The 13,563-nt window shown below is 33.5% G+C and carries 7 protein-coding genes; 3 read left to right on the top strand and 4 right to left on the bottom strand.

Annotated elements, in window-relative coordinates:
• The first annotated feature begins 110 nt into the window (after window positions 1-110).
• Window positions 111-1,187 (top strand): methyltransferase, encoded by a 1,077-nt coding sequence (locus R6X41_RS09945; RefSeq protein WP_318499842.1) that lies wholly within the window; start codon window positions 111-113, stop codon window positions 1,185-1,187.
• A 706-nt stretch (window positions 1,188-1,893) separates the two neighbouring features.
• Window positions 1,894-6,618, top strand: a complete 4,725-nt coding sequence (locus R6X41_RS09940; protein WP_318499841.1) for a chondroitinase-B domain-containing protein — start codon at window positions 1,894-1,896, stop codon at window positions 6,616-6,618.
• A gap of 107 nt (window positions 6,619-6,725) precedes the next feature.
• On the opposite strand, the gene R6X41_RS09935 is transcribed toward R6X41_RS09940, so the two are convergent.
• Window positions 6,726-7,664, bottom strand: coding sequence for a transporter (locus tag R6X41_RS09935; protein WP_318499840.1), 939 nt, complete (start codon window positions 7,662-7,664; stop codon window positions 6,726-6,728).
• A 181-nt stretch (window positions 7,665-7,845) separates the two neighbouring features.
• Window positions 7,846-8,904 carry an HAD family hydrolase gene (locus R6X41_RS09930; protein ID WP_318499838.1) on the bottom strand — a complete coding sequence of 353 codons (1,059 nt, stop codon included), beginning with the start codon at window positions 8,902-8,904 and terminating at the stop codon, window positions 7,846-7,848.
• A gap of 406 nt (window positions 8,905-9,310) precedes the next feature.
• On the opposite strand from R6X41_RS09930, the gene R6X41_RS09925 reads away from it, so the two are divergent.
• On the top strand, window positions 9,311-11,437 hold the full coding sequence (locus R6X41_RS09925; protein ID WP_318499836.1) for a DEAD/DEAH box helicase: 2,127 nt from the start codon (window positions 9,311-9,313) through the stop codon (window positions 11,435-11,437).
• Between the two features lie 92 nt (window positions 11,438-11,529).
• Here the strand turns inward: R6X41_RS09925 and R6X41_RS09920 are convergent, their stop codons facing one another.
• Both R6X41_RS09920 and R6X41_RS09915 read right to left on the bottom strand, forming a co-directional pair.
• Window positions 11,530-12,834 (bottom strand): ABC1 kinase family protein, encoded by a 1,305-nt coding sequence (locus R6X41_RS09920; RefSeq protein WP_318499834.1) that lies wholly within the window; start codon window positions 12,832-12,834, stop codon window positions 11,530-11,532.
• Between the two features lie 9 nt (window positions 12,835-12,843).
• Window positions 12,844-13,500 (bottom strand): TetR family transcriptional regulator C-terminal domain-containing protein, encoded by a 657-nt coding sequence (locus tag R6X41_RS09915; protein ID WP_318499832.1) that lies wholly within the window; start codon window positions 13,498-13,500, stop codon window positions 12,844-12,846.
• Window positions 13,501-13,563: the final 63 nt, after the last annotated feature.

The following is a 13,563-nucleotide window of genomic DNA, read 5'->3' as shown; positions in this document are numbered from 1 at the left end:
CTTTATAACTGAACAAAATTTTTAGTTATAATTTTATTTTACATTAACCACATAATGCTTAGAAATCATTAAAAATGATCTCTTCATTTTATGAAAAATTAAAAAAGATTATGCTTACAGATATAAAAGTAAACAAGCCTGAACCAATTAGTGTTTCGGGAAAGCCGTTAACTTATTTTAATCGCACTACAGACGTCAAACTTACTATTAAAGCTTTAGAAGCAGGGAAATCTGTATTAATAACGGCATTTTATAGTAACGGGTTGTTACTCCTTAAAGCATTAAAAATGCATTTAAAGAGACGCATGCCAAATGAATCTTTTCAAGAACAGAGGGAGTTACGTGCTGCATATCAAAAGCTATCTAATCTTGTTTTAATAGAAATTGTAGATCATAAATTACCGCTTAAAAAAGCCCCAGTTATTGGTTGGTTAGAAAAATTATATCCAGAAACTGCCGATTTTTTATTGCCTTTTCCTCAAATACAAGGTCTTAATAGTGCTTGGCAATGGTATGTAAACGGAATTACTGTTCCTGTATTACGAAATAAAATTCATCCGTATTATGGGACATATTTTCCAACACGTTTCGATCATTTAGTGATTTTTGATAACTGGTTAAAACGTTATGAAGGGCCTAAAAAATCGGCAATCGATGTTGGTTTTGGAAGTGGAGTGATGTCTTTTCAATTAATAAAACATGGATTTCAAAAGGTTTTCGGAACAGATATTAATCCGAATGCTATTGTTGGATTAACAGAATCTATGGGAGATACCAAAATGTCCAGAAAGATAGAATTAGATTTAGGTTCCCTGTTTGGGAAATTTGAAAAACCAACAGAATTAATCGTTTTTAACCCACCGTGGTTGCCACAATCCTACAGTCCAGAGCGTATTGATGAGGCGATGTATTATAACGAAAATCTATTTCCTGACTTTTTTAAAGGGGCAAAAGAGCGTCTGTTGCCTGAAGGTAAACTCGTAATATTGTTCTCAAATTTAGCGCAAATTACCAATGTAACAAAAGGTCATCCTATTGAAAAGGAACTTGCAGAAGGTGGTCGATTTGAATTGGAAAAGTGTTTAAAAAGATCAGTAAAATTAGCATCTACAGCAACAAAACGCGATCAGCATTGGCGTGCTTTAGAAGAAGTCGAGCTTTGGGTTTTGATTCCTAAAGTTGGATAATGGTTTAAAAAAGTAATTTTTGGCCCATAGCTAATAGGTTTAAAATATTTTTCATAAAATAGTCTGAAAATGGCTGAGCATTCTCTTACAAATTAGTTGTCGAGCTGTACGAAAAGGTATTATTAATGAATGCCTTTTTATGAGTGTTTTTCTTTCGAATGCAAAAAAACAGAGCGAATCTAATTGTCCAAAAAAAATCCATTTTAATTTTTAAAATGGATTTTTTTGCAATAATACTATACTGCTTTTTGTGTGTTTAAAATGTCCAATTTTAAAATATAATGGCTTGAAACCTTCGGCTATAAAGACATTTACAAATTCCATAATAATTAAATATTTCTCTCCTTCTATCTAAATCTGATTCTTATACATTTTTTTTAGTGTAATTCTTATAAATAGATTTGTTTATATAAGAATTAAATAATTTTTTAACCATTTATTTGCGAATATAAGGTGGTCTTTGCGGTTTCAAGACTTTGAGTATTGGCAAGGGCTACCGTAATATTTAGTGCGTTTTTTAACCGTAAAAAAATTAGTTATATAACAAGTTATTATAAGATTTTATGGATTACACTTCGTCTAATAAATTGATATTCAGTTTGGTATTTGAATTCTTTTATATACTTTGGTCAATGAAAAATTGGTTAACCAATTAATTGAGGCCTCGATTAAACCATCAATTTTTTAACAAAAAACTAATAGCAAAATGAAACAATTATTAACTAGACGCATGTGTCAAACCACACTATGCTTCATAACATTTCTATGCGGTTTTCTGACGTATGGAGCAGATTACACAATTAATTCTGCAAGTCAATTTAACAGTCTAAGTCTTTCTCCCGGAGATGTAGTCACTTGGGCAAATGGAACTTATAGCAGTGAACAAAGAATAAATTTCACAGCAAACGGAACGGCCTCCAATCCAATAATTTTAAGAGCAGAAACTCCTGGAGGAGTTATTTTTACAGGTTTAACTAATATGGATATTTCTGGCGACCATGTGGTTATAGATGGCTTCTACTGGAATGGTGGAGCAGGAAGTAATAATCACATACAGTTTAGAAAAAGCAGTGCGTATGCAAACAACTCCACAATACGGAATTGTGCTTTTAATAATCTGACTCCGAGTGGAACAGATAAGCACCGCTGGATTGTACTTTACGGTACTAATAACACCGTCGAAAACTGTTCTTTTTTAAACAAGAATAGCCCTGGAGCTTTAATACTGGTAGAGTTAGAGTATAACAATTTCAACCCTGTTGGGCACGTTATTAAAGACAACTACTTTTTCAATTTTATTAAAAGAGATCCTTCAACGACACACTCTGGAGACAGCGAAACGATTCGTGTTGGGACAAGTGAATTTCAGGATAAAAGTGCCAGTGTGACTGTAGAAGGAAATTATTTCTATAAAGCAGATGGAGAGAATGAAATTATTACAAATAAAAGTGCCGATAATACCTATCGCAACAACACGTTTAGAAGATGTCGTGGATCTTTAGTTATGAGACATGGTGCTCGTGCTACTGTAGACGGAAACTACTTTTTAGGTGAAAATGTTGAAGGTACAGGAGGAATCCGTATTACGGATAGTTACCACGTTATTACAAATAATTACATTCAAGATGTGGTAAGTTCTGGCGATAAATGGAACAACGGAATTACTTTAGTAGGAGGTTCAGATACCTCTGGAGGCATCACAAATGGATACCAAAAAGTAGATGATATTGTTGTAGAAAACAACACTTTATACAATGTAGATTCTCCTATCTTTTATAACGACAGATCGAGTTATGATCCTTCTGGAGTTCTAAACAATAATGTAATTTATACAACTTTAACCAACATAGTAAGTGGAGATATCTCTGGTACAGGTCAAAGTATGACTTATAATGGGAATGTATATTACGGAGCTTCATTAGGTATTTCTAATAATGGCTTTACAGAAGCTAATCCACAATTTTCTGCAAGTGGAGAAATTTATAGAGCAAGTAGTTCTGTAGTTTCTGGTAAAGGATCTTCAATTAGTAACCCGCATACACATAGTATGGTTGGGAATTCTGTAGGTGCAAATTTCTTAGATGCTTCAGGGAATTCGGCATCAGGAGATTATTTAACTGTGTCTTCTGTGAATGAGTTTACAGCAGCTGGTTCAACAAAAACAGTAGATGTGTCTTCGAGTATAAATTGGACAGTATCAGACAATCAATTATGGATTTCGGTATCACCAACTTCTAGTAATGGAAACGGTAGTTTTTCAATTACAGTTTCAGCAAATACAGGAGATGAAGCAAGAACAGGGACTGTTACAGTAAGCGGTTCTGGAGTTTCAAATCAAACCATAAATGTAAGCCAAGCAGGTTCTGAAGGAAGCGGAGGAAATGCCGGAATGCCATCAGATTTGATGGATAATTGCAACCAGTGGAAAATTACATATCCAACAGGTGTCGAAGATAAAACCATATGTGATGAGCCAGGAAATGAATTCTTTTATGTGAACGATGCTGGAACTGCAATCGTGTTCCGTGCACCGATAAGAAACGATAACGGAACGACACCTAATTCGGATAACATTCGATCGGAACTTAGAGAGCGTGAAGAAGACGGTAGTAAAGATATCTATTGGACCACAGATGGGACACATGAGATTTATGTAAAGCAGGCTATTACGCATTTACCTATTAATACTTCTAAGTTAGTAGCGACTCAAATTCATGGAAATAAAGCGGATGGGATTGATGATTCTATGGTGATGCGTTTAGAGGATTCTCACTTGTTTTTAGCTTTTAATGGAGGTGACTTAAGAAGTAATGTTACCATTAAAGAAAATTATAACCTTGGTGATATTCATGAAGTTATTTTTAAAGTAGTCGATGGAAAGCATTATTGTTATTATTCAGAAGATGGCAACTTATTAAGTGCATATAATAGTGGAAATGCTTCTCAATATTTAGTAAGAGCAGATGGAAACGATTATGTAATGGACCTTAGCTACGATCAATCGTATTTCAAAGTCGGGAATTATACACAAAGTAACCCTGTTAAAGAAGGTGATGATACTGATGATCCAGATAACTATGGAGAAGTTTTAGTATACGATTTCTCTGTAAGTCATGGTGAAGGTGGCGGAGAGCCAACAGAACCAACCGCTGTTACAGGTGTAGAATTTTCTTCTAGTTCGGCAAGTATTTCAGTTGGAGGAACTCAAGCGTTAACTGCTGAGGTAAGTCCGTCGGATGCTTCAAACCAAGAGGTGAGTTATAGCAGTAGTAATACGTCTGTTGCAACAGTAAATTCGAGTGGTGTTGTAAGTGCAGTTTCAGAAGGAAGTACAACGATTACGGTAACTACCGAAGATGGTGATTTTACAGATACTATTTCAATTTCAGTTACAGCGCCATCAAACGATACCAATTTAGCATTAAACAAATCGGCTTCTGCAACAGGAACTCCAGATGGAGATAATACAGTTGCTAATTTAGTCGATGGTGATACAGGTACAAGATGGTCAGTTTCAGGTATGCCACAATCGGCAACTATAGATTTAGGAGGTACATTTACATTAGGAAGTACAGAGTTGGTTTGTTATTCGGATAGAGCATATCAATACACCATATCAGTGTCTTCTTCAGAAAATGGAACGTATACAGAAGTAGTAAATAGAAGTTCTAATTCGACTTCAGGTTCGGTATCAAGTCCAATATCAGATACTTTTGATAGTGTCGATGCAAGATTTGTGAAAATAACAGTAACAGGAGCAGCTTCATACGAAGGAAGTTGGGTGAGTTTATTAGAGTTGAGCGTATTTGCTGGAGAAGGCGCACCTTCAACCATAGATGTGACTTCAGTAGCATTGTCTTCATCTAGTATTTCATTAGATGCAGATGAAACAGAGCAACTTTCGGCAACTGTGAGTCCTAGCGATGCAACAAATCAAGATGTGAGTTATAGTAGTAGTAATACGTCTGTAGCTACAGTAAATTCAAACGGATTGGTTACAGCAATTTCAGAAGGATCGGCAACGATTACAGTAACAACAGACGATGGATCGTTTACAGATTCAGTAGCAGTTACGGTGAATGGAAGTCAGAATGGAACAGCTCCATATAGTATTTCTAAATTCCAAGATTACTTAGCACAGTGTAAATTGCAATCGCCTTTAAGCGGAACAGAAGCTACGGCATCTGATATTATTTCAGGGTATTCATCTAGCACATTTTATGTAGCCGATGGAAATAAAATGGCTTTTTATCAGTCGAGAGATGATGAAGGTACACGTCAGAGAACAGAATTAAGATTCTTAGAAAACTGGAATGTAAACGACGATCAGGTATTTCATGCGAATGTAAATATTGTAGAACAAACGTGCGAGCAATTAACATTTATGCAAATTCATGATGATGCTAATGCAGGTAGTGGTCCAAATAAACCATTATTAAGAGTGTACCAAAGTGGTTGGCATTTATATGCAGCTGTGAAAACAGACGATGGTGGTTCAAATACAAGTCATATAGATCTTGGAGAAACACCTAACGGCTATTTTGATTGTGACATCATTTTAGAATCAGGAAATATGAGTGTTGAAATAAATGGAGAAGTGAAGTTAAACACAAATGTATCATATTGGACCTATCCAAGTTATTGGAAAAATGGTGTTTACTTACAGGATAGTGGAGAAGCTACCGTTTATTTTAATGAATTGACTTTAACTACAGATGGATCTACAACACCTCCAACTACAGAATCTACAAACGTCGCATTAGAAAAAGCGGTTACATATTCTACCCAACAATCGTCTAATCCAGCGTCTAATTTAGTCGATGGTGATGAGGATTCTAGATGGTCTGCAGAGTCTTACCCTGTATGGGCAACAGTAGATTTAGGAAGTTTGCACACTATAAATAGTACTGAAGTAATTTGCCATAACGACCGTGCTTATCAATATATTGTTGAAATTTCTACTGATGGAAATTCATTCACTCAAGTGGTAGACAGATCAAGTAATTCAACTGAAGGGTCTAATTCGTCGCCAATAGCAGATTCTTTTTCGGAAGTAAACGCTAGGTACATAAGAATTACGGTTACTGGAGCAAATAGTTACGATGGAGATTGGGCAAGTATAGACGAATTTAGAGTATTTGGTTATACGAATTCATCTACAGAAAGATTGAGTGCTTTTCCACAAGAGGAGATAGCAAGTTCTTCTAAGCAAGAATTATCGCTATGGCCAAATCCGGCAACAAACACGGTTAATATTCGTGGAGCGGGAGATTTTCATACGCTAACAGTTTATGATCAAATTGGTAAAGTGATTTTTAATCGTCCAATTCAAGGCGAAACTATTGATATTTCTAATTTAAATTCTGGGATGTATATTTTCAGACTTTCAGGAAATAATAAAGTGGTTAACAAGCGTATTATCAAAAAATAGTAAGAAAGATTAGTCGAAATTAGGTAGGTGGAGTTTTCTTCATCTGCCTTTTTTTATAACTTGTATTTTATTGAAAACTTAATGTAATAAATCGGAATAACAAGGTTTTAAAAAACTAGAGACCAGCCCATTGCAAAAGTATTTGTGTCCGAACCGATATCATTAAATGTCTGGGTTCTTAAATAGGTTACTTTAACGGCTTGTTTTTTAAATAGTGGAAACCCAAGAGCTACTTCACCTAAAATATCACTTCTATTATCCTTTTTTTCAATATTATTTATAGAAGATTCACCTGCAACACCGTAGCCTGCACTAATAGAAGTCCACATTCTGTTTTTAAATTGTCTGATTAAATGTGTCTGAACTGCAAATAACGGATCTTGTCTTCTAGTCTGATTGTTGTAAAAGTTATTGTTATTTGTAAAAATATAGACTGAAGTCGTTAATTCATAAGACCATAAACCCCAATTGTGCACCATTCCCATTTGAGGTCTAAAAACAAATCTGTTCTGACCTAAATTTAATAGTTTATCGCTATAATATTGTCCAAACGGAAAAGTAACGGCCAACGATACACCAAAGATTGTATTAACGGGGTTAGCTGCATAATACTCTTTTATGCCTTTAGAATCGAAAGCATCTGGGCCAATTAAATTTAGTGACATTCTTAATATAGGATCGGCAAATCCATGTCTGCTAATCGATTCTGGATTTCCAGCAAGTAAACCATCCCAATGTGCGCTTAAATAAGGGATTTTAACATCTAATCGGGCTAACTTATTTCCAAGTTTAAAGGGCTGAAAGTATTGTAATCCTATAAGATTTACATCTACAGATGCATTTTCGATTTGCAAAGTCGGATCAAAATAAAGCGTTCCAGCTTGATATCCATAACCCAATCCTAATACATGTACACCTAAAGGCATAGGTGTCCAACGACGTGGTTCAATATCTTGTGCGTACAAGGTTTTGAAAGTCATTAGAAAACATGCCATACAAACCAATACGATCGTAGATTTTGTAACTAAAAAATTCTGATTAGTCATTCTTTTGTATGGATTTAAGAGAAACTCAAATGTAATATAATCCTGAAAATTTATCTGCTTTAATTAGAAGTTTTGAAATCGCTAGATTTGTTAACAATAACACATGTAGATGATGCTTTTATCTACATGCGTCTGATATTTTAATTCAGTACTTTAAAAATATTACGTTCTATTTTTTGATCTAATTTAAATCAAAAGGGAAAATAACATTCCAATCAGATTTCATATCAACCACATGCCAACCTCTAGTGTTTGCTATTGTTATAAGCTCTGTAGGGAACGTTCCAATTTTAGAATCTGGACCGTAAGCCCATTCTCTTTTAGCATCTGTATGGTGAACCAAACCTTGAAACGTTTTTTTGCCTGCGCTTTGGCTCCATTCTAACATTTCCTGATCTCCAGAAGAGTTTCCAAAAGAGAAAACAGGCTTTTTACCAATATGTGCATTAATTCCTGCTGGTTTTGTGTCTTTGTCGTCTATAAATTCAATTTTAGGTAATCGCATTAAAACGGGTTTTCCATCTCTGTATTCGTATGAAACTTTGATGCTACTTCCAACAATATTTTGAGTAGGAACGCCATACGCATTCTCGGTCCAAGGGCGCATAAATTCAATACCACCACCTGAAACAATAAACACCTCAAAATCGTTTGCTCTTAAATAATCCATCAACTCAAGCATAGGCTGAAAAACCATATCAGTAAAAAGACGATCTTTAAATCTTGGATCTGGTTGTTTTGTAGTTGCGATCCAATTGGTTACAATGGTTTCAAAATCGACTGTAGAGTCTCCTGCATGTGTAACAGCTAATATTTCGAACAATCCTTTCTCGCCAGATTCTAGCAATGCTTTCTCATCGTTTTCTAAAACGGCTTTATAAGGTTGTGTGGTTTTCCATTCAGGGTGTTCTGGGGCTAAAGTTTTAATGCGATCAAAGGCAAACAGTAATTGAGTATATAATGGTTTTTCTGACCACAAAGTTCCGTCATTATCAAAGGTGGCAATACGATCTGTAACAGGGATGTAATTGTTACTGTCTTGATTGGTAACATCTTCAACAAATTCAATAATAGCCGATTTGTTTTCTCCTTCGTTCCAAGATGGTAGTGCATCTGTCATGATATCATTATTAATATCTTCAATAGCTCCTTCGACTTTATTTTCTGTTTTTTGATTGCATGAGATTAAAAAGATGCAAGACATGATTAAAATTGCTAATGATTTGATAGCGTATTTCATAAATTTTGGTTTAAACGAGCTGGAAAATCTTCTGAAAGATCCTGATTTATAATATTAATTTTTGCTTTAATATTTAAAGATAATATTTTTTTATAGTAAAAAACTAAATCCGTTTAATTAACAAATTTGTAATCGGAAATAAGCGCATTATAGAGACTGTATTTACCTTCTGTTCTGAGGTTTTGGATGCAGTTTGGACATCTGCATTTTAAAGACTAAAACGTATTTAAAAACTGGAAAAAGAGTGTTATTTCAAAGTGTTAGAATCAAAACATAAAAATTATTTTTCTTGATAAATATTTTATAGGACTCACTATATTTAACAGCAACTTAGGAAGTGAAATTTAGAAATGTTTTTAGAACTAAAAAACGTATCATTTATTGGTTACTCTAGAGCATATTATTGATGGAATTTATTTTTAAAGAAATTATAAAAAAGTGGCATGAGGTAGGTCACAAAGACAAAGCTTATAACGAGAAGCAATTAACAAACATATTGTATAAGCATAATATTGAACTTGAATTAATCGAGAATACACTCCACGATTATCAATCTTATTTTAATCGTGTAAAAAGATATTTGTATAGCCCAAAATGGGATAGCATATTTAGAGATTTTCCTTCGTGGTTTGGTTTATTAAGTGATAAAGAACAAGAGGTTTTAAAAGCATTTACAGATGAAGAATATGCTATTGAAGATGACAATGCGAAACTGTGGATTGTAGCTAAGGTTAAAAAAAGAATTCAGAACACCAATTTCGGGTTTTTATATGAAGCCGAAATATCTTTGCCAGATGGTATTTCTACCCCGGGGCAAGAAGGAATTCCTATAAATTTATGGTGGCAAGATGTTTCGGAAAGACATAATATTAAAGGTGTGTTTTTAGCGTATCAGCGAGCGATGTCTACTATTATTTTTAGAGTGTCTGCAGAGTTACCTGAGGAACATTTACACACAAAATTTAAATTTAAACCCAGACCATTAAATTTTTTAAAAGACAAAAAAGTAAGATTTAATAGTGTTAAGAATGACGAATTTACTTTAACACATAAGTTATTTAACAAGCGCGATTTTTTAGTAAAAGACCACAAAGTAAACTTCGAAACTTTAAGTCTTAACGACAATCAGAACGACGCTTTAAATCGTGTGTTTTCTCAAAATGTAACCTGTATTTGGGGACCTCCAGGAACTGGAAAAACATATACCTTGTCTAAAATTATTACAAAAGCCTGTTGTTTAGGAATGCGTGTTCTTGCGGTTGGAATTTCTAATGTGTCGATTGATATTTTGGGGCAAGAAATTATTAAAGAATTTGAAGGTTTTAGTGCCCATTCGAAGCAGTTGTTAGAAGATCGAAAATTATTGAGATTTGGTTATCCTATGCTTCCAGAAATTGTTAACGACGATAGATTATATCCTGAGAAGGATTTGGTTGATACTCTTAGAAAAGACTACAGTGCAGTATTAAAACTTCTAAATAGCGAAAAAGTAATTAGTATTGAAGAACGTGCAATTAATAGAAATAAACAGGTTGTTCTTAAGAATGAAATCAAGCAGATTAATCAAAAACGAATTCAAGAATCTAAACTCGTTTTTACAACTGCTGCTCAATGTTTTATAGGGGATAATTTTGAACATGAAAAATTTGATTTAGTTGTTGTAGATGAGGTTGGAATGATGCCTTTAATTCAAACATTAACCATGTCTAGTTTTACAAAGAATAAGTTTGTTGTTGCTGGCGATTTTAAACAATTGGGACCTATAAGTACAGGGAAAACAGAAGCCGTAAATAATTGGTTTAATAAAGATGTGTTTCAGTATTTTAATGATGTAAGTGATTTTGAAGAAGAAGTGACTGTGATGCTAACCGAACAACACAGAATGCATCCTGATATTTGTGAGTTAATCAATACTCGGTTTTATAATGGAAAACTGACGACAGTATATACAGAAGCGTTTAAAAAGATAAAAATTGTGGATCGTAATTTAACGGCGCCATTTTATTTTATTCCTGTAACTCCAAAAGATGGAGCTCAAGTTAAATCTACCCAGGGAAAGTCGCGAGTAAACACTAAATCTTCTCAGGTTATTTCAGATTTGGTAGAACTAATTCTAAATAATAATGAGAATATAGAAATTGGAGTAATTACGCCTTACAACGGACAGGTTATAAATATTAAAAGACATTTGCAGAATAAAAGGCTTTCTGCAGCGCAGCGCGACAGATTAAAAATTGGAACCATTCATTCTTTTCAAGGTTCAGGATATGACATGATAATTTATGATATTGTAGACAATTGCGAAAAAAATATTGGGAGGTTATATAAAGGTCTGCAAGGTGAAAGATTATTAAATGTAGCACTCTCTAGAGCAAAACATAAATTAATAATTGTAGGAGATCCAAAGGTTTTTTCTATCTCAGATGAATTGGAACAAGTTTCAAAAAAACTAAGGTCATTTATGGTCGAATTAAGGATGTCTAAATTTCAGCTAAACTTGCAAGAATTTTCAAATGGGATTTCAAAAATATAGTTTTTTTAAGAGTTATAAAAATCAACTTATTTAGTCTTTAAGTAGGTTGCTTAAAGACTAAGAATAAGCTGTTTTTTTTATCTTGTCAAAAACTAAATCCACGTTTTAATTTTTACGTCTTTAGCTTTCAAATCAAACATTAAATTATAAAGACCAAAGAAGGTCCGATTCATGTAAATAAAATGTTTAGAACCTCTGTTGGCATTCAATTTTCGTAATTGAGTATTCTTAGAATATTTCTCTCCTAGATCTGCTATTTTTCCGAAGAAATTCGCGTTTGAAAAATCAAAAATATCTTCATGTAAAGGTTGAGTGAACAAGGTTAACATTTCGTGAAACATAGCTGTGAAGAATACAATTTCTTCATCAGAATCGTCTGTTCTTAAAATCTCAAGTTCGTATAATTTAGCTTTGAATAATTCTGGATTATTCATATTATCTTTTAAAGCCAATTCAAAATAAGGGACATAAAAATCGTCTGGAATTAGTTTCATACATCCAAAATCCAAGGCTATTAAATCGCCTGCTTTCGAAACTAAAAAATTCCCTGGATGCGGATCGGCATGCACCTTTTTCAATTTATGAATTTGGTACATATAAAAATCCCAGAGTGCTTGTCCTAATTGATTTGCTAGATCTTGGTTTGTATTATACGCTGTAAATTCAGATAAGTGTTCGCCTTCCATATAATCCATAGTAATAATACGTTCGGACGACCATTGCTCGTAATATTTAGGAAATTTTAAATGCGGAATATGAGCACAAGCTTTAGATATTTCTTGACTTTGTTGTACTTCTAATATATAATCTGTTTCTTCAATAAGTTTGTTTTCTACTTCTTTAAAGTATTTATCGGAGCCTTCTCCTTTTATATTAAACATACTCATAGCAATGGGTTTAACCATCGCTAAGTCGGAAGCAATACTATCTGCTACACCTGGATATTGAATTTTAACGGCTAACTTTTTACCTTCTTTTTCAGCGATATGTACTTGTCCGATACTCGCGGCATTTACAGAATTCACATCAAAAGTGTCAAATAAATCTTCTGGAAGTTTTCCAAAGTATTTTTTAAATGTTTTTAAAACTAGAGGAGGCGATAAAGGAGGAACAGAAAACTGAGCCAAAGAAAATTTTTCGACATAAGCCTGTGGCATAATGCTTTTTTCCATGCTTAACATTTGGGCTACTTTAAGCGCACTACCTTTAAGCTGTTTTAGGCCGTCATAAATATCGGCGGCGTTATTTTCGTTTAATTTATCCTTTGCTTCTAATTCGGTTTTCGTGATTTTATCGCCGTAATATTTAAGATAATTCACGCCAATTTTAGCTCCTGTAGAGACTAATTTTGATGCCCGTTCTATTTTAGATGTTGGAATTTTATCTATCGATTTCATAACCTTTTTCTATTGCGTTTGCACTTTTTCTTTTAGTAAAAATTTCCCTAAATCGAGTAAGCTTTTTAGTGGAGCAACATTTAAAAAATCAAAACTTGTATTAATTGATTTTTCAATAAAAATGTCCGTTTTTTCGAACGCAGCCGAGCTGTCTTCCATCCAGAATTTTAAAGTGACTAATAATTGTACCCAAGCACTTTCTTGTAATCCTTTTTCCTGAAACTTATCTAGTGCTTGCTGTTTTGTTTCTAGAACCTCTATATTTAAAGTAGAAATATAAACTAGAAATTCTTGTCGTAATTTGGTCAAACATTTTAAATTTTTCAATTTATTTTCATGCTGATTTAAAGCAAATAAGACAAAACTTCTGTTCGCCGTAAGATTTTCGAAAAACGTAAAATAGAAGCTTAATAATTTATTTCGCGAATCAAAAGATTCATAATTTTCACTTTCTTGAAGCAGCTTTAAAGTATTGTCGAAAAAGGCTTTAAAAATATCGGATTCTAATGCCTGAAACGATGCGAAAAATTCGTAAAATTGCTGCTCTTCAAAATTATTAGCTTTAGCGAAAGCATATACTGTTTTTGGTTGCTGATTATGTTCTAAAACATAATCCATATATGAAGTTATAATGTGTTCGTCTGTAAAAATTTTCTTTTTTGCCATAATAAATTGATAAGATTTAAAAGAGTATCCTATAAATTTACGATGATATTTATTAGAAATAGA

Source organism: Formosa sejongensis (assembly GCF_033447105.1).
Classification (GTDB): Bacteria; Bacteroidota; Bacteroidia; order Flavobacteriales; family Flavobacteriaceae; genus Formosa.
This window is presented reverse-complemented; position numbering and strand designations above follow the sequence as displayed.